The sequence below is a fragment of the Rhodospirillaceae bacterium genome (assembly GCA_016722635.1).
Taxonomy (GTDB): domain Bacteria; phylum Pseudomonadota; class Alphaproteobacteria; order JAEUKQ01; family JAEUKQ01; genus JAEUKQ01.
Genome location: JADKIX010000010.1, coordinates 445,227 through 463,095 on the forward strand (window position 1 = coordinate 445,227; position 17,869 = coordinate 463,095).

20 protein-coding genes and 1 tRNA gene are annotated in these 17,869 nt (G+C 42.9%); 12 read left to right on the forward strand and 9 right to left on the reverse strand.

Features of this window, described 5'->3' with window-relative positions:
* Positions 1-419: 419 nt before the first annotated feature.
* From IPP67_06440 to IPP67_06450, 3 genes are all read right to left on the reverse strand, one after another.
* A complete protein-coding gene (locus IPP67_06440) occupies positions 420-1,634 on the reverse strand; it encodes a multidrug effflux MFS transporter (GenBank protein MBL0338796.1) in 1,215 nt (404 codons plus the stop codon).
* 163 nt (positions 1,635-1,797) lie between these two features.
* Complete coding sequence (locus tag IPP67_06445; protein MBL0338797.1) at positions 1,798-3,675, reverse strand: heavy metal translocating P-type ATPase; 1,878 nt, start codon at positions 3,673-3,675, stop codon at positions 1,798-1,800.
* A gap of 279 nt (positions 3,676-3,954) precedes the next feature.
* Entirely contained in the window at positions 3,955-4,458 is a 504-nt protein-coding gene (locus IPP67_06450; GenBank protein ID MBL0338798.1) for a DUF1993 domain-containing protein, read from the reverse strand.
* Between the two features lie 194 nt (positions 4,459-4,652).
* Between IPP67_06450 and IPP67_06455 the strand changes: the two genes are divergently transcribed.
* The 6 genes from IPP67_06455 to IPP67_06480 all read left to right on the forward strand — a co-directional run bounded on the left by IPP67_06455 (position 4,653) and on the right by IPP67_06480 (position 7,510).
* On the forward strand, positions 4,653-4,913 hold the full coding sequence (locus IPP67_06455) for a hypothetical protein (protein ID MBL0338799.1): 261 nt from the start codon (positions 4,653-4,655) through the stop codon (positions 4,911-4,913).
* Positions 4,910-5,314 (forward strand): hypothetical protein, encoded by a 405-nt coding sequence (locus IPP67_06460; protein MBL0338800.1) that lies wholly within the window; start codon positions 4,910-4,912, stop codon positions 5,312-5,314. Before IPP67_06455 ends, IPP67_06460 begins: the two co-directional genes overlap by 4 nt.
* A gap of 304 nt (positions 5,315-5,618) precedes the next feature.
* A complete protein-coding gene (locus IPP67_06465; protein ID MBL0338801.1) occupies positions 5,619-5,840 on the forward strand; it encodes an antitoxin VbhA family protein in 222 nt (73 codons plus the stop codon).
* Positions 5,833-6,810: a Fic family protein gene (locus IPP67_06470; protein MBL0338802.1), complete on the forward strand. Its 978-nt coding sequence runs from the start codon at positions 5,833-5,835 to the stop codon at positions 6,808-6,810. The genes IPP67_06465 and IPP67_06470 overlap by 8 nt, the downstream gene beginning before the upstream one ends.
* A gap of 110 nt (positions 6,811-6,920) precedes the next feature.
* Entirely contained in the window at positions 6,921-7,148 is a 228-nt protein-coding gene (locus IPP67_06475; GenBank protein ID MBL0338803.1) for a CopG family transcriptional regulator, read from the forward strand.
* A 47-nt stretch (positions 7,149-7,195) separates the two neighbouring features.
* Positions 7,196-7,510: a type II toxin-antitoxin system RelE/ParE family toxin gene (locus tag IPP67_06480; protein ID MBL0338804.1), complete on the forward strand. Its 315-nt coding sequence runs from the start codon at positions 7,196-7,198 to the stop codon at positions 7,508-7,510.
* Between the two features lie 94 nt (positions 7,511-7,604).
* Here the strand turns inward: IPP67_06480 and IPP67_06485 are convergent, their stop codons facing one another.
* Positions 7,605-8,405 carry a DNA alkylation repair protein gene (locus IPP67_06485; GenBank protein ID MBL0338805.1) on the reverse strand — a complete coding sequence of 267 codons (801 nt, stop codon included), beginning with the start codon at positions 8,403-8,405 and terminating at the stop codon, positions 7,605-7,607.
* A gap of 241 nt (positions 8,406-8,646) precedes the next feature.
* Here IPP67_06485 and IPP67_06490 point away from each other — a divergent pair, with 241 nt between their 5' ends.
* The gene (locus tag IPP67_06490) at positions 8,647-9,396 is read left to right on the forward strand and encodes a cation:dicarboxylase symporter family transporter (GenBank protein MBL0338806.1); all 750 of its coding nucleotides are present in this window, start codon (positions 8,647-8,649) and stop codon (positions 9,394-9,396) included.
* A gap of 32 nt (positions 9,397-9,428) precedes the next feature.
* Here IPP67_06490 and IPP67_06495 read toward each other — a convergent pair whose 3' ends face one another.
* Positions 9,429-9,980, reverse strand: a complete 552-nt coding sequence (locus tag IPP67_06495; GenBank protein ID MBL0338807.1) for a GNAT family N-acetyltransferase — start codon at positions 9,978-9,980, stop codon at positions 9,429-9,431.
* A 114-nt stretch (positions 9,981-10,094) separates the two neighbouring features.
* On the opposite strand from IPP67_06495, the gene IPP67_06500 reads away from it, so the two are divergent.
* Both IPP67_06500 and IPP67_06505 read left to right on the forward strand, forming a co-directional pair.
* Complete coding sequence (locus IPP67_06500) at positions 10,095-10,721, forward strand: hypothetical protein (protein ID MBL0338808.1); 627 nt, start codon at positions 10,095-10,097, stop codon at positions 10,719-10,721.
* Between the two features lie 152 nt (positions 10,722-10,873).
* A tRNA-Lys gene (locus IPP67_06505) sits at positions 10,874-10,949 on the forward strand.
* A gap of 33 nt (positions 10,950-10,982) precedes the next feature.
* On the opposite strand, the gene IPP67_06510 is transcribed toward IPP67_06505, so the two are convergent.
* On the reverse strand, positions 10,983-11,618 hold the full coding sequence (locus tag IPP67_06510; GenBank protein MBL0338809.1) for a cation transporter: 636 nt from the start codon (positions 11,616-11,618) through the stop codon (positions 10,983-10,985).
* A 205-nt stretch (positions 11,619-11,823) separates the two neighbouring features.
* On the opposite strand from IPP67_06510, the gene IPP67_06515 reads away from it, so the two are divergent.
* The gene (locus IPP67_06515; GenBank protein ID MBL0338810.1) at positions 11,824-12,381 is read left to right on the forward strand and encodes a manganese efflux pump; all 558 of its coding nucleotides are present in this window, start codon (positions 11,824-11,826) and stop codon (positions 12,379-12,381) included.
* A 6-nt stretch (positions 12,382-12,387) separates the two neighbouring features.
* Here the strand turns inward: IPP67_06515 and IPP67_06520 are convergent, their stop codons facing one another.
* The 3 genes from IPP67_06520 to IPP67_06530 all read right to left on the reverse strand — a co-directional run bounded on the left by IPP67_06520 (position 12,388) and on the right by IPP67_06530 (position 15,288).
* A complete protein-coding gene (locus IPP67_06520; protein ID MBL0338811.1) occupies positions 12,388-13,245 on the reverse strand; it encodes an NAD(P)-dependent oxidoreductase in 858 nt (285 codons plus the stop codon).
* A 56-nt stretch (positions 13,246-13,301) separates the two neighbouring features.
* A complete protein-coding gene (locus IPP67_06525) occupies positions 13,302-14,420 on the reverse strand; it encodes a nucleotidyltransferase domain-containing protein (protein ID MBL0338812.1) in 1,119 nt (372 codons plus the stop codon).
* Between the two features lie 229 nt (positions 14,421-14,649).
* A complete protein-coding gene (locus IPP67_06530; protein MBL0338813.1) occupies positions 14,650-15,288 on the reverse strand; it encodes a hypothetical protein in 639 nt (212 codons plus the stop codon).
* Between the two features lie 255 nt (positions 15,289-15,543).
* On the opposite strand from IPP67_06530, the gene IPP67_06535 reads away from it, so the two are divergent.
* Together IPP67_06535 and IPP67_06540 are read left to right on the forward strand one after the other, a co-directional pair.
* A complete protein-coding gene (locus IPP67_06535; protein ID MBL0338814.1) occupies positions 15,544-16,044 on the forward strand; it encodes a YbjN domain-containing protein in 501 nt (166 codons plus the stop codon).
* A gap of 173 nt (positions 16,045-16,217) precedes the next feature.
* A complete protein-coding gene (locus IPP67_06540) occupies positions 16,218-17,816 on the forward strand; it encodes a hypothetical protein (GenBank protein ID MBL0338815.1) in 1,599 nt (532 codons plus the stop codon).
* Positions 17,817-17,869: the final 53 nt, after the last annotated feature.

The following is a 17,869-nucleotide window of genomic DNA, read 5'->3' on the forward strand; positions in this document are numbered from 1 at the left end:
TACGGACGATAACCCATTTGCTTCGACCCATATAAGCATACATGCAATTAGCGCATATTGCACTAATTGTCAATAGCTATAAAATAGGGATAAAAAAATTAGAAAAGCGCTGGGCATGGGGTTGTAGATCGATATGACACCCTATGAGGGTGTTCGGGATAGCGATAACCGATTTACTTCGGCCCAGCTGATACACTATAGTGCAATATGCACTAATATGCAAGCATATATTTGCTGTCCATTAAAAGGAATTCATCTGCATTAACTTGCCTATTTACCACGGCCCGGGCAGGATTGGCTGAAAAATCAGGAATTTTGGGGAAAGGAACCATGACCAGTGTTGATCCAGAACAACTAAGGGCACGTGCCTATAAGCGGTTTCTTGGAAACTAGCGGAGGGGAATATTTACTTGTAAGTGTTAAGATGATGGCAGGGGATCTTTCGGGATATTTCTTTTCCCCACCATTAAAATGATAAAGCCTATAAAAGGCATAGCGGCCATTAAAATGGCAGCTGGCAGAATCTTGTTACTAGAGGCTAAAAAGCCAATGCCACTGGACACGACTGAGGCAATGCCGATTTGTAAAAAACCAATTAAGGCTGAAGCACTGCCGATATTACGGGTAAAGGGGGTTAAAGCGATGGCCGCCGCGTTGGGATACGTAAAACCCAGGCACGCCAACAAGAAGAATATAAACCCAAAGGTCAAATAAAGATCATACCAGTTGTTCATGGTGCCAATCAGGAAAAGGGCAGCGATCACCATCTGGGCAATCAAAGCCGTTTGGAAAATATGGCTGCTGGCGGCGCGTTTGGATAAAAAAGCATTGATTTGGCTGGCGCCAATAAAACCAATGGATAACAGGGCAAATATAATGCCATAGGTGGTTTTGGTCACTTGGAAAACATCCATAAAGATGATGGGTGAGGCTGCAATATAAACAAACAAACCGGTCATGGATAAGGCCCCGGCAAGGGCATAGGTATGGAAACGCGGCTCTTTTAAGATTTGGAAGTAATTATAGATAATAGAGCCAAAGCGCAGCGATATGGTGGGATCAGCCTGATACCCTTTCGGTAAATAGAAAAAGATAATGGTGATGACGGCGATGACAATTAAAATCAGCGCCATAAAAATGGATTGCCATCCCAACGAACTTGCCAAGAGACCGCCAATGCTGGGGGCCAATAACGGCGATACGCTGAGCACCAAGATCAACAGGGAAATAACCTTAGCAATTTCCTTGGGTGGAAAGAAATCACGCACCATCGTCATCGACCCCACTTGGGCCGAACAGCCCCCTAAAGCCTGAAGAAAGCGAAAGGCAATTAATTGCTCAACCGATTGGGCAAATACGCAACCGACCGATGCCAGCATAAAAATGGTTAGCCCAACATAGAGGGGTTTGCGGCGACCGAAGCGATCCAGTAAGGGGCCATAGAAAAGTTGGCCCGCCGCAAGACCGATGAAATAACTGGATATGGATAAAGATAAGGTGGCGGTGGTTGTATGCAAATCTTTAGCAATATCGCCAAAGGCTGGCAAATACATATCAATCGAAAAGGGGGTTACCGTGGTTAATATCCCCAAGATCAAAATGATCAGGTTTTTATTAGGTAAAGTTGTGTTCATCGGCAACTTTCGGTTCATCAATGGGATAGGGAAGTTTGGAAAACAAAACAGAAACTTATTTATCCCATTTCGCCCAATTTGGCAACAAGTAATTATGGGAATAGAGTAAAAGATTAATAAATTTTAGGAATGGATCGTGAAATTTAAACGATAATCCTGGCCGTTAAATTTCGCTTTCAATTTTTCTTTGCCAAGTTAAACGTAAGGCCCACATGATGGCCAGCACGTCAATTCCTTCCTGTAGTAACGCGCCATCGACAGGTGTTAGATATCCGGCAGCGGCAAACCCCATGCCAAGGATGCTGAGCAACATGCCGCCTATGGCGCTTTGTAGGGCAATTTTGCGCATCGTCAGGCCCAGGTGAAGTAATTCATCCACTTTGGCCAGCGTATTCTCTAATATCAAGGCGCCAGCCGCCTCAGCCGTCACATCGCTGGCTTGGCCAAAGGCTATACCAACAGTGGCGGCGGTGAGGGCGGGTGCATCATTGATACCGTCCCCCATATACAAGGTGGGTGCTTTCGCGGTTTCTGCCCGTACGATGGCCAATTTCTGCTCCGGGCTTTGCGATGCCATGGTTACCGTAATGCCAACATACTGGGCGAGATAGGCCACTTCCGATTCCCGGTCGCCGGAAACCAGCATCAGCCTTGTGAAATGATGGGAGGGGGCCAGGTGCCCGATAAAGGATTTTCCGTCTTTCCTGGGTTCATCCCTAAAGTGGAAGGTGGCGGCATATAAGCCATTCAGGAGGATAATACATTCCAGTCCGGCGGTAATGGGCGGGATGATGGATAAAATTTCTGGCCTTACTTGTAATAATTTTTTGCGGTGGGTGACATGGATTTCTTTGCCATCAATGGTACCCGTAAGCCCCATGCCGGGTTTTTCGGAAACACTGGTGGCATCAAGAAGCGGTAGTTTCGATTTTTCTGCCGACCTCAAAATTGCATCTGCCAGCGGATGTTTGGAATAACGCTCTAGGCTTGCGACTTGCTGCAAAATAATATTCGGGGCAATGCCCTGGGCGGCAATAATTTCCGTTAATTCCGGTTTACCGTAAGTGAGCGTGCCGGTTTTATCAAAAATGGCTGTGCGACAGGTGGGTAAGCGCTCGAGAACGGTGGGGTCTTTAATAATGATCCCGCGCTTGGCGGCCATAGACACGGCGCTTATCAGCGTGATGGGGATGGCAATCAATAATGGGCAAGGTGTAGCTATTACGAGAACCGCCAGGAACCTCGTGGCCTCCCCTGTTATTAGCCAGACCAGGCTTGCGACTGTCAGGGCAAGCGGTACAAAGACTGCCCCGATTTGGTCGCCAAGCCGGCGTAGGGCTGGGCGTTTCTGCTCGGCTTCCCGCATGACTTCCATAATTTTTACATAACGGGAATCGGACGGCAATTTTTCCGCGAGTACCACCAGGACGGATTCGCCATTGATTGAACCGGAAAGCACGCTGGTTCCTGCAACTTTTGATACTTGATAAGGTTCACCGGTTAAATAGGATTCGTCCATCGAACCATGGCCTTCGATCACCACGCCATCTACCGGACAGGTTTCATGGGGAAATATGACAATTTTATGGCCAATACGAATATCACCGATCGGGATTTCTTCTATCCCCACATCCGTTTTCAGATGGGCAATGGAGGGCATGCGTGCGGCCAAGGCAAGCAATGCTGAGGATGCTTTCCGCATGGCATATATTTCCAAGGCCTGCCCGCTGGCAATCATCACAATAATCAATACTGCCGCAAGATATTCCCCTAAGATAGCGGCGGTAATCAGCGCCAATACCGCCAAGATGTCCGCCCCAAAATTAAGTTTCAGTAATTTATGCCCGATCTGCCAAAGCACGGGGATGGATCCTGCCGTGATAACAGCCATCAGGGGCATATCAGCCACTTGGATACCCGCTAAGTCAGACAATGCGGCAAAGCGTAAGGCAAAATGTGCGGCAATTGCCACCAAGGATAGCAACACCAACAGCAAATGTCCCCAAAGGGCTTGCGAGGTGGCAGGAAAATTCTTTTTCATATGTTGGTTGCCCAGGGTGGTTTGTTATTGTTGTTTATTATTGTGTTTGATTATGGAGTATGATCACAAGTAATTTTTATTGAACGAAAATACCATAATCATTAGATGATTATGGTATCATGCGAAACTTATTTTATTTCTTGCAATTATGCGATATAAAATCAGCCACTTTCCCATAGGAAAAATGGCTGAAAAAAACAATTTAAAATATAAAATCAAAAAGTATTTTTTTATCTTAAGCAGCTAAAAAAATGGGAGCTTCTTGAATGGTATGAATGATTATTTACCCATAAAATCGCCTTTGCCAATTTCCACGCCATTGTGGCGTAAAATGGCATAAGCGGTGGTGATATGAAAATAAAAATTGGGCAGGGCAAAATTCAACAGATAATCTTGGCCTTTAAATTTTGCTTCCCAATCCCCCATTTTTAAATGGATAGGTTTCTCTTCGGTACCATCAATTTGCTTGGGTTGGCAGGTTTTGATAAAATCTACGGTTTTCTTAATACGGGCTTGCAATTCGGCGAAGGTGGTTTCGGTGTCGGGGAAACTTGGCACCTCAACCCCGGCCAGGCGGGCGGCACAACCCTTGGCTGAATCGCTGGCAATTTGAATTTGGCGGGACAAAGGAAACATATCAGGGGCCAAGCGGGCATTGATGAAAACCGCTGGTTCAATTTTCTTGGCCTTGGCATGGGCCTCAGCCTTGGTTAAAATGGCCGATAAATTAGCAAACATACGTGTAAAAACGGGAACAGATGCTTGATACATGGAAAGAGGCATAAAGTAACTCCTGAATAAAATGATGAAAAGGACTTTAGAAAGAAATTGGCTAAAGATCAACTGGCAGACATATGATTATTGCAACACACCCAGTTTATTGGTCGCTTCTATAACATGGTATTAACATCCTATAAATCAACCACCGATTTTATCTTTGTGTTATTATAAATTTGTAAAGAAGTAAAAATAACGACATGATCGGAGCTATGGTCAGGTTACAAGAAAATACATATGACAATGTTAAGAGATTTATTATTGGGAAAAAAGATCATACCGGTAAAAGATTAAGTCTTGGCGCGCTCACTCAATATGTGTTTGATCTGCTAATCAGCAATAAAAATTTACAAAATATGTTGGAAGAAGCAATATTGATCCAACAAAAAGAATACAAAACCGAAAATAAAATGGTTGATTTGAAAAAATGGAAACATCAACACGAGGAACCAAAAGAATGAAAATACTTATAGCGATATTTTTAGCCATTGGCATTAGTTTGCCAGCTTTAGCACAGGTTCCAGGTAGAGAAGAAAAAAAACAGTATATCCAATCTCGTTGTGACGAGCTTCAGAAAGAAAACTTGCTGAGGGAAAGAAAAGGCTGTGAAATATTTTTTGGTGGGAGATTCACCACAGGTTATATGTACTACCCACCTACGAGCTATATTATTAGCCATCCTGGCGAGAAATTTTATCTATTAATGGATGAGTATAAGTTTGTGGAGATAGATTCATATTGCGACGGTTTTTTTGGAATTTCTCCTTGGTTTGGATATAGAAATGACCCGGGCCATGAGAAATCTTATGAGGCTTGTGTCAGTTTTTATACTAAGAAGAAGCAGGAAGCTTTGAGGCAGTAATAAATGCCAGCGCGAAGCAACAAAAGAATGTACGAACTTCGTTAATTCTTTGGCAACACCCCGGGAAAAAGAGGATAAAGCAGCTTTGCAAAAAACTATAAATGATTGCATTGAGGATGAAACAGCAAAGAAGATGCGGGAAATAAACCGGTCTTCTAAATAATTAAATTTGCTAAAAAAGTAATATTTTTTGAGGCTATAACAAAGTATCCGAGCTCTTATAGGAAGAAGCGGTTTTGCTTTTAACGTTGAATTTGTGTATAATTCTAAGATTATTTGAGATACTTAGAAAGGGAAAACAAGAATGTTGGGCGCTAGAAAAAAAAATCAATCCGAGTTGATTGATGATACAGAAAAACAACGCCGTTTTGAAGCTTTCAGAAAGGCTGAGGCTTCGTTGCGGATTGAAGGAATTTTTCTGGACAAAGAAACTAGATCTATTTTTGAAATGTGGGTTGCCGGGACAATTACAAGTGAAGAAAAAACTCAGAGAATTCAGCAAATAGTGAGTCAATTAAGTGATTGATCCATACGTTCTAAAAAATGGAATCCTGAAGAATAAGCTTAATATTACGAATGAACAAAAACTTGTTAAAGCAGAAGCTGCTTTAACAAGTGATAGGTTGGCTGAAATAGAGATTAAGGGTTCGAAGGGGTCTTTTGATTTTGAAAGGTTAAAAGCCACCCATTACTATATTTTTCAAGATATTTATGATTGGGCAGGTCAGCCAAGAACAATTGGCATATCAAAGGGCAATAGCAATTTCACTCCTAGCTATTTGATTGACCATAAAATAGAAAGCCTTTTTAGTCGGCTTGAAAAAGATAATTTCCTAAAAAATTTAAAACCGAAAGAATTTGCTGATAAGGCTAGCGAGTTTTTTACCGAATTAAACCAGATTCATCCCTTTCGGGAAGGAAACGGACGGACACAACGCGCTTTTACGGAAGCGTTAGCAAAACAAGCGGGATATAATTTGGCTTTCGATATTTCAACTAAAGAACGTATGATTGATATTTCAATCCGATCACATCAGGGGGATTTAGGCGGTATGAATCGCTTATTTAGCGAGATGATAGACCCTGAAAAAGTAGAAATGATGCGTAAGGCCTTAGGTTTCTTATCACAATCAACAATTCCTTGGAATGATATTTACATCGCCACAACAGAACCTGGCCAAGCTTATCATGGTTCCTTTGTTGGTCAGGCCGGTCAGGATTTTATGATGCGGACAAACCAAAAGAAAATAATTATTGGACATATTAAAGAGTTTCAAAAGATCCCCGAAAGGGGTGAGACCATTAATTTTACTAGTCAATTTCAGACCACCCTTCAAAACAAATTGTCAGAGAAAAATTATTCAGCAACAGCACAAGAGTACGGATTAACGGGTGAGAAAGCTGCCGAGTTTAGTAGACGAATGCAGCAACGCTTCCCGGAAAAAAGTGTAAATCAATCAAGAAATTTAGATAAAGATCAAGATGTTGAACGCTGAAATAATTGACGGTGTGTAGGGCTTGCCTCTGCTATAATGTCATCTATTGACATTGTTTTTGGAGAGGCAGATTATAGAAATGACAATTTAAATGGAAGGAGTAACAGAACATGTCTAGCAGCTTGCATGTTAGTCTGCCCGATGAGATGCGGGCATTTGTTGATCAGCGCACCAATAATAAGCATGAATACGCAACCCCGAGCGAGTATATCCGTGACTTGATCCGTCGTGATATGCGGGATGAGGCTGGCATTGCCTCTCTTGTCCGCAGCCAGTACGAAATGGAGCGCGGCGCCGGTATTGAAATTACCCCGAGCGCCATTTTTGACGAAGAATAATGAAGAGCAAGCCAACATATCTTCTCTCGCCCGCAGCTGTCCAAAATTTGCGCGATCAAAAAGAATGGTCGATCAAACAATGGGGCTACGAGCAGACCAAAAAGTATTTTGATATCTTAACAAAAGGCTTCGACTATATTACCGAGAATTACAAGCGGTTTCCGGCCCGCAAGGAGTTGACGGGCGATACTGACTTCCTGATTTACCTGATCCGCGAGAATTACGTTGTTTTTCAGCCGATGAAGGACGGTCGGATTTTCATTCATGGCATATTGGGCCAAGATCAGGATATTCCCAATATCCTTCGCCGGTCACAACGGCTGTACCAGCAAGAGCGATCAAAAGCTGGCAAATATGGATAACCGGCAAGAAAGCCGCGGAATTTGGCAGAGGGATGCAGCAGATGTTTCCTGAAAAAAACGCAAAACAAACCAAGTGTTTGAGGCTATTAATACCTTATGCTACGACAGCCCTATGTATAAGTTTCGCCACCCATTCCTGACCCAACTTGCGGGTGGCTTCTTTGCGGGCAACGGTTTTTAGCTTTGGCCAATGTTGGTTAAGAAAGGTAATGACCCGTTTGGGGTTGTGTTTGCCCAAGTCGCGCAGCCACCAGCCGATTGCTTTTTGGATAAACCATTCTGGGTCACTGGCATATTGGCTGGCCCAACCCAGCATCCGTTCGGGGTTTTGTCCTGGTTTAGCATAGGGCAGGGTGAAAATCAGGGCGGCCCGCCGCATCCAGAAATTGGCATGTTTTGTCCATTGTTCCACTTGATCTAGCAATTGTTCATCGGCTGCTATACATTTCCAACCGGTGCGAGCCAAATGATCCTCAAGCGCCCAGCCATCGACATCTTTTAAATAGCTGCAAACCATTTGCCAAAGTTCGGTGGAAGCTTTTATCTTGGGCAAAGCCAAAATTTTGCTAGCAGCGGTCATGGCGTCAAAAATACCGGTTTGCCACAAATCATTGGCTAGGGCGATTAGGTGTTGTTCACTTAGTTTCTTGCCAAATTGCCGCGCCAATTTTGTGCAATCCGGGACGCTAACCCCCCAATGCTCGCGGCTGGATTTATGATATTTCTTTTCGATGACCGCGCGTTTTGGGTTTTGTAGAAGTGATAATTCCTGCAGGAATTGGGGTAAAAGGGTTGTGTTTGTTGATATGTTGGTCATTGTCACACCCGCTAACGGATATTGATGGGGGATAGGGATATTATGTTGGGCTATGAAAAACTTGTCAACCAGCGGCATCAGATAGGCCTGATAAGACAGGTCGCTAGCTCATTGCTCAATCACATGACCATTGGAGCCTTTTGAATTCAACGAAGGCCGCCTGACTGTCTAAGTTTTTCAATGGCATTGGAATCAAGCTGCATAACCGTTCTTAAGCCTTGTGGTCGCAATCCGCCCATGGTCGGCGCGCGGCCCTTTTTTCCAAGCATCGCTTGCATAAAAACGATAACGTATCGCCTTCAAAATTCTTGGATTTTTGATGCTGTTCTCGCCTTTTGCGGCCTTTGGCGCCATCGCCTTTACTGTTGGCAAATTTGGTTTCGGCGCTTTAATCAGTATGGCTTGGGCGGTTGGTTCAATGGCACTGGGCTGCGCTTTATTTATTCTATTAGTGCTGGGCGGTATTGCCCGCCTGAATGGTTTTCGTATCACGAAATTGATTAATTATTTGAAAAATGAGTTGCTGATCATCTTCGGCACTTCTTCCAGTGAAACGGTCATCGGCCCGTTAATGCAAAAACTGCAAAAATTAGGGGCGCCGAAAGCGGTGGTTGGCGTTGTTGTTCCTGCCGGTTATTCCTTTAATCTGGATGGCACCAATATTTATTTGGCTTTAGCGATTGGTTTTTTGGCCCAAGCGCTTGATATTCCGTTGTCTTTGGGTTCTCAATTGTCGCTGTTATTGATCCTGATGGTTACCTCTAAAGGTGCATCCGGTGTGACAGGGGCAGGGTTTGTAACGCTGGCCGCTACCTTGGCGGCAGTTAATGGCGAAATTCCGGTGGCTGCCATCGCCTTGCTGTTAGGTGTTGATAAATTCATGTCAGAATTACGTGCTTTGACCAATATGGTGGGCAATGCGGTGGCTTGCTTGGTGGTAGGTAATTGGGAAAAAGTCTTGGACAAGGAAAAACTGAACCAAGAATTAAACTTGGGATACCAAGAAATCAAAAGCAATAGTACACCTGTGGAAGAAGCCTATCCGCAACTGTCTAAAGCCGAAACATAATTTGGCTTCCTATCATGGGATTTAGGGATAATCTATTTCCCATGGGTGGAAAAATCAGCCCGATGGGTATAATTGGGGTTAAACCAGGCCATGGGGATATCCGCCTCAATGCTGCCATTATGAACCCTAATTTTACCAGCCAACCGTCCCTCCCGGACAAAGCCCATGCGTTCATATAAAGCCAAGGCCTTGACGTTTTTTTCGTTGGTATAAAGCTCAACCCTAAAAATATCGGGGCGGTGCTCCTGGATATGGGAGAAGAGGGTGCTAAATAAATTTTTGCCAATGCCTTGGCCGTGAAAATCTGGGTCAACGGCAATGGTCAATTCCCCGAGTACATGACTGAAGGCGCTAGGCTCTAAAGTATAGCAGTGAATTTCCCCAATAATTTGCCGGGGATTCTGCGGGTGATCGACCACCAGGTTAAAGCCACTTTCTTTTGATTTTTTCATAACATCCTGAATGTAGGGAAGGGTGATTTCCTGCTCACGCCTGGCAATTCCCCCACTGAGGCGAGCTACCTTCTTATATAATGCTTGAATTTTTTGAAGATCATTGTCTACAGCTGCGCGAATACTTGACATAGCAAATATTTACTTAACCCCCAGAATAGTTAGTATATTTTCCCTTGAAATATACCATATGTTGTATAGTAATCAACTTTTGAAACTGCTTACCGTTTGGGATATATAAGGTCAATGACGATAGATATACATTTTCTTGTTTTACATATTAGCGCCATTACTGCTCTTTATACTGTTCCTGTTATCTTATTATGCTGGAATACAACGCTGCTCCAAGGCATAAAATCAGGAATAGCAGTCGCTTTGGGTGGGACACTATCCCAAATATTATATGGGTTGATCGCTATCTTCCATTTGGTTCATTTCTCTATTTCCTCTTTGCAAATTGTAACCATAATTTCAGGAATAGGGGGATGCCTGTTATTATATTTGGGATTGCGGGAATTTTGGCTCAAGGGGGAAAATCATCCACGATCTTATCAAGCAAAATTTTGGTTGATTGTTTTATTAAATTTTCTAGTGATGTCACCAAATATTCAATTTAACACTGCTTCTTCTATTTTTTTTCTGCCAAATTATTCAACGGAAAAATCGATTTCATATTTCTTGGCATTGTGTGCCTTATTCATAGGATTTATGAGTGTTTGGACAATTATGGTGTTGATAACAGGAGTAATTAAACATTTTCTATCAGTTCAGGGGCAGAATTATTTAAGATATTTAGGAGGTTTCTGTCTGGCAGTCTATGCCCTATGGCTTGTATTAGGGCCTGTCCTTTTTCCGTTAATGTTTATTCGGTGATGTTAATAAGATTAAAATTTTTAAAGCTGTCATCATCTTTAATAATATCTTTAACAATAAAATTATTTACTTTTTTTCTTGGTATGCGGAAGTTAGGAGAGGACTTGACACACTCTCAGGAAAAGTCTACCACTGGGCACGTGTTGGGTATTGGGTGATTAGCTCAGGTGGTAGAGCAGCTGACTCTTAATCAGCGGGTCCGCGGTCCGAGTCCGCGATCACCCACCAATTTTATTTTCAAAGAATTTGGCTGGGTGGGTTTTAATCACTAGCTTTTGGCAAGTGATTTTTGTGATGCGTCATTTCCAGCCAAGACAGTCGCAAAATGCTGATGGCGCTTGATAAGAACAGCAGAACCAAAATACCTGCGGCCAGCAAATCCGGCCAACCGGATTGAAACAGGAAAACCGCGCCGGCTGCTACCATCACCAACAGGTTGCCAATGGCGTCATTGCGGCTGCATAACCACACCGACCGAATATTTGCATCGCCATCGCGGAAGCGGTATAGTAAAATGGCACATAAAACATTGACGACTAAAACAGCGGCAGCGACCCAGCCCATGGTTATGGGCAGGGGGGTATGTTGAGCAAAAATATGGATGAGGATATCAATGAAAATAATCAGGGCGAAAAGTAATAAGCTGCCACCTTTCAGCATCGCCACGATGGATCGGTGGCGGGGTGTTTGATGGATAGCCCATAGGCTAAGGCTATAGGTTAACCCATCTCCCAGCAGATCAAGCGAGTCGGCCAATAACGCTTGAGAAGAAGCGGCAATTCCCCATCCCAACTCTACCCCAAACATCAGGAAATTTAACCCAGCCACAATCCATAATATCCGCTGATAAGCAGCAGATTGACCCGTAAATACATGGTGGCCGCAATGATCCGACATGGGTGATTTATCCTATAAAAGCGATAATAAATTCGTGCGTTTTTGGCATTATAATCCTTACCGTGAGGGCAGGGTCAATGTTTTTATCCTAACTTCAGAGGGGCTTTTATAATCGCGCCAGTGCTTGACTTTACCCCGGTAAAACCTTATCACCGAAAGCTATGGGGAGTAGCCAGTGGTCTATCTGCCTGGTTAGGTATAGGTAATGTTTTCTATTTTCGCTATGGCGTTTAGCTTATCAACGGATTCTTTTGTCGTCGCTTTAGCCAAAGGGGCCGCCTTGACTCGCGCCAATTGGCGGGTGGCCATAAAAACTGGGCTTATCTTTGGTTTGGTACAAATGGTCACGCCCTGGCTTGGGTGGCTGTTAGGCAATGCCGCCAGCGGTTTTGTGGAAGCCATTGATCATTGGATCGCCTTTATATTGCTGGGTGCGGTTGGTATCAAAATGATTTGGGAAGGGTATTACCATCAGCTTGAAAGAGAAAAATCTCCAAAAGACTCCTGGATGATTCTAGTCTTGGCGGCAATCGCGACTAGTATTGATGCCCTGGTTGTAGGCGTCACTTTGGCATTCTTGGAAACCGATATTTTAATGAGTGCCGCGGTTATTGGGGGCATTACGTTCTTTATGGTAACAATCGGTATGATGATTGGACGTTATATCGGGGCAACCGTTGGCCGAGCGGCCGAAGTTTTAGGCGGGGTGACCTTGATTGGCATGGGAACGCATATCCTCCTCACCCATTTGGCTATCATATAGGGGTTCCTATAAGCTTTTAATCAAGCTGCTGATATCCATATCGGCCATGCCATGATCAAACAGCTTTTTAAACAGCCGCTGACTGACCTTGGTGGACGGCAGTTGTAAGCCCAGTTTTTTAGCTGCCTTTAAGCATATATTTAAATCTTTGAGGCAGATCCGAACACTGGCTTGGGGTTTAAAATCTTTTTGCAGCATCCGTGGGCCGCGTTGTTCCATTTGTCGGGATTGGGCGGAACCATTTAGCATGACTTTTAACAATTGTTGGCCATCTAAGCCCGTTGCTTCAATGAAACGCAATCCCTCAGCCAAGCCTTGAAGTACAGCAATCGCACAAATTTGATTGGCCATTTTGGCCAAACAACCGGAGCTGCTGACCCCCATCCATTCATAACTGCTGGCGTATAGTTGAAACAAAGGAACAGCTTGTTGATAAGCTGCTGGGGTGCCACCTGCCATGATGGTCAGCTTGCCTGCGTCAGCGGCAATTTTACCCCCTGATACCGGTGCATCCAGAAAGGGGATTTTTTTAGATGAGGCAACCGCATTAATTTTTAAGCAGGTATCTTTAGAAATAGTTGAATGATCGATCAGCAAGCTGCCAGGCTTCATCTGATGAAGGATACCTAAGCGTCCTAACGTAATTTCTTTAAGGGCCTTGTCATCTAAAACGCAGGTGAAGACAATTTCTGCGTCCGCAACAGCCGCAGATATGTTGCCAGCGACCATCCCCGGATATTGCTTAACCCATCTTGCCGATTTATCCGGGCTGCGATTGAAAACCGTTATTTGGTGACCCGCTTGTGCCAGATGCCCGGCGATGGGGTAGCCCATAATTCCTAGACCAATAAATCCGATTTTCATGATTGATCCTTTTGACTGAATTGATAGAGTAGTTGGGGGTAAAAATGAGGGGTTAATTATGCTGCCACCGCTTTATTTTGTAAGGTTGAAAAACTAAAAGTCAGCCACCATTTTTGGGCATAAGGGGCGCGCAGGGCGTCAAGCTCCCGCAACAGTTGCTCCCGCGAATAGTTTTTTATGGCAGAACCCAGCAGATGGCTTAATTTTTCTGCAGCTATTTCCCAGTATTTTCCCGAAAAATTATCCTGCCCTGCTCTGGCAATATAGGCAATGATGGCAGTGGCTGCAAAAACATCCAATAAATCGGAACCCGGATATATTTCATCCCCGATGTTTTCAATCATTTTTAAAGTCGTGAGGGTATTGGTGATAGCACAAAGTGTGCGGGTAAGAACACCTGCAATAAGGGGGGTCATATGCAAATTTCTGTTTTCAACCCAGAATTCCCTATGGTGCAGTTGTTTTTCAATCATGTCGGCTGGAAGGATTTGTTGCATTTGCTGCTGACGCCGATGCAAAAAAACATTTTGATAGGTGGGGTTAAGGTCATCAAAAAAATGGACAGCTGCCATGCGTAAAATCTCCAGCAGCATTTTAAGTTCTTGATAATCAGGATTGCGGTGCCAGAAAGTAAGATTGCCAATTTTCACGCCGCCCGGGTTGCTTGCCGCGAAAAGAACGCCAGCTAATTGATAAACGACAATGCTTAGGATGTTTTTATAATTTAAGGGGGGTAAAGACGGTTGGGTTAACGTAAAACTTTCATGAAGCGGATGTTGCATCCCTTCAAAGCAATCCCTTGCTAAAGCAAAACTAAGTTTGGGAATGGCGGCGCTGCTTAAGAAACATAGGGTGTCATGAAATTGAGGAAAGCGCTTTTGCAAGATTTGTTCCAGTTCAGCCAAATCAAATGCCGGTTTGTCCTTGGCCACCACCACCATATCGACATCAGATTTCAGCTCCTGCAACTGATCATTATAACGAATTGATGGTTCACCCCGGGCCAGTGACCCCCCCACATATAAATTAAAATTTTGCCCTTGCAGATACTCAAGAACAACGTCTTTGGCTTGATCCAAATGCTGGCTAACTAATTGATTAATTGACTTTTTCTCTGATAAGGACAGAAAGTTGCTGCGTTTGGTATAGTCTGCCGCTGATTCTAAATAACCCATTCATTTTCCTTACAACAAAATAATTATTGATCTGGTTGTATACGGAAAATAAATTTTTTTGAAATAATTTTTGTATAAAAAGTAATCATGATACGTATTTGTATCACATTCGGCATCAATTTAGCCAATCTTATAGAAGGGTAATCCGTTCGTCAGCGGCAAGCATGGAAATAACCGAGGAATACAGGAAGTTACTTGCATGATGAATTCGTATAAAACAAGGGGAAAGTTAGTTTTGTCTTTCCCTTAAAAATTTTTGCAACCCCGCGCCAAAATTTTTAACCCAATGTTCTATCATTTTTTGAAACATGATATTGCTGGCTTTGTGCATCAAAGAACTTTTAGGAATGGATAACAAATTTATATGAATGAAAATGGTCAAGGTTGATTCAGGTTTCTGCGTGTGACTCTTCTGTATTTGTTGCACCTCAAATTTCACTTCCAAGGGTCCGGGCAAATGAGGGTCATCCCCCACGCGTAGGATGGATTTGGAGTATTGCGGTACTTCCTGGAATTTCAAAACCATGTCATTAACAGCGGTTTCTTCGTAAATCAGCGGATTGGTTGACAAGATATTAACTTTCTTCAGACCTTCCCGCCATTTTGGATAATCAGCAATGTTGCCGATTACAGTGAAAACGTCTTCTCGTAAGATATTTGGGAAAACAAAGCTTTCTTGGTAGGCAATGCTTGAGGTATGGTCTAAAGGATTGACTTTAATTTTAACGGAAGATCGTGGTGAGGATAGGGCGGGGGATTGGTTTGAATTTTTTCTGGAGCGTTCTCGGACGTAACGGATCACAAGATACACCGTCAAAAGATCCAATATCACAAAACCTGCAATCAAATATTTCCATTCAGCCAACATTTACGTATTCTTCATAAAATTTATCTAAAAATGATTTGGCAATTTTCATGATCTCAAACTTTTATCCAATTGCCACAAAAAAGACATAATTGGATAAGAAGATTAAACAATAAACAATCTTTCGTAAGAATTTTTAGAATTGTTTATCCCAGCGAATTGTAATATATTGCGGGTGCTAAATGACCGATAAATAGTTTTGATTGTTTACCACCAAGTTATACGAGTTAAAATTTACTGAATAAAGGAGAAATAACAATGAAGATTTGGAAAATGGCGGTTACAATGTTTTCCGGCATGCTATTGGTAAGCAGCTTGGCCTTAGCCCAACAACCGAGTAGTAGTGGCGTGATATATACCTCAATAACGGCCGTGGAACTTGCAAAAATTATGCAGCAGAAAGGGTTCCGTGCGGAAATTTCAACGGATAAAGATGGTGATCCAACCATCGCTTCTGCTGACTCGGGCTTGAAATTTGATGTTTATTTTTATAGTTGCGATAAACAAGTTGTCAAATCTTGCAAGGTTTTACAGTTTGTGCGTGGTCTTGATTTAGATAATGGCACCAGCATGAAAGTCGTTAATGATTGGAACTCGGATCGTTTATATGGCACGGCATGGCTGGATGATGAAAATGACCCATATTTGGGCATTACCTTGACCTTGGTGGGCGGGGTTACACAAGAACATCTGGTTGAAACCTTATCAATTTTTACAACTAACATGGCACGCTTTAATAAAAGCTTATATGAAAAATAGGCGGTTATTATTTTAAAAACGGGTATAGCTGGGCTTAGCGCCAATTAAGCCCGGCTGTTTTTTTGCGTATGATGTTCGCTGCTTGTTGACATAATTTTGCCATCATTTGCCTTTAGCCTAATGCAAATAGGCCTTAAATGTGGGTGTCTGAAAAAAATTGTCACGGAGAAAAAATGATGAAAGTCTGCTCAAAAATATTGGTTAGTTTTATGGTATTAGCTGCCTTTTGTTATAAGACTGACCTACCGCTTTTTGCCCAAACATCTGTGCAAAAACTTACCCCCGTTCTGCAACCGACCATGAATTTGCCGGATACCCGTATTGGCGATCATTGTTCTTTTATGCTTAACCTGCAAAAGGAACCGGTTTTCTTTTGTTTGACTGCCGTTGATCTACCTTCCGCCAACCCGCAAACACCTCAATATGAGTTTAAAACCTACCTGTATTCCAGAGCCATCAATGCGGCTGTTTCGTGGCGTGCAAAACCGGTGCAAGCAACTTGGATTCAAGAAGATATATATGATCAAAGCATTCATCAACTAATGGCAGATGGAAAAATTTTAATATGGCAGGGGGCTGGGAATGGGGGGTTAGGTGGGCCTGTTTTATTAGATAATCAGGGGTACCAAATCACCGTTCCAGGAATTTTCCGGTTAGGGAAAGATCAGGTTTATCAACCGGTGGATTTAACAAAAATACAAGATCCAGAATTTATTAGTACCCCAGATGGTAGATATATTTTGGTTTTTTCTGAAACGAAGAATGGCCAGAAGCTTTGGAAGGTTTGGGGATTAGCGGAGGTATCGGACAAATTTGGCAACGGCCAATTAATAACTGTATGGGAAAAAACTCTTCCCCTTACCGGAAATATTGATCGCGTGACGTTCTTTCAAACTTCCAATCAGCAAACCATCGTTGCCTATTCGGAAACAGTGAAGAACAAAGTAAAAATTCAGGTGATTAACTTTGGAAGATTAGCGCAGGCCGCAGCCCTTAGACCAATAGCGGTTTGGAAAAATACTTTTGAAATTCCAGGGTTTGATGCAGAAAAATTTTTGGAAAAACAATCGCTTATCAATATTCAAGAGTATAAAACCGGACAATTCCTTTTATCGGTTGGTGGGCTCGGTTCTGAAAAATCAAACACTTATACCAAGCAGTGTTTCTGGGTGTTTCGTGAGGGTGTTAATTTAAAGGATGGGTTTAGTTCGCCCGTAGTATGTAAAAACTATTATTCACATTCTGTAATTGATCAGCAAGGAAATCTGTGGTTAGCCCATTTAGAAAAAGCACCTTCCTCAGAAAGTCCTGATTTGGTGGTGGAGATTCTTTATCCATTCGTTTCACCATTTTGGGGGGATCGAGCATTCAAAAACTTAAAAATTAAATTACCGGCCGGGGTATTTTTAAGCGAATGGTCACTTAGCGGCCAATCGATCCCATGGATGGATACAATAGCGACCCAACCAGATCAAATGCCAAAACTGATGTTAGTGGTAGGGGGAGTGTATGAGGAAAAGATGGTGGATGTATTTTTAGAAATCGGTGCCAATGGGAACATGGAAAAGCCTTTTATTCTGCCAAGGCCAACAGGGGATAGTTTTGTAAGGGCGAAAGACGTAAATACGTTTCAGCCTACCTTTTTTGCAGGAAAAATAAGTGCGGATCAAAAATATGTGTGGATTTCTGGCAGATATTGGTGGCCTTTTTCTACATTGTTACCCGGCGGTAATTCCCGCAGCCAGTTATTCTATGTGCCGCTTAGTCCATAATATGTGGATAATAAATTTTGGTTTATTTTTGATGGTTCAGTAATTTATTAATT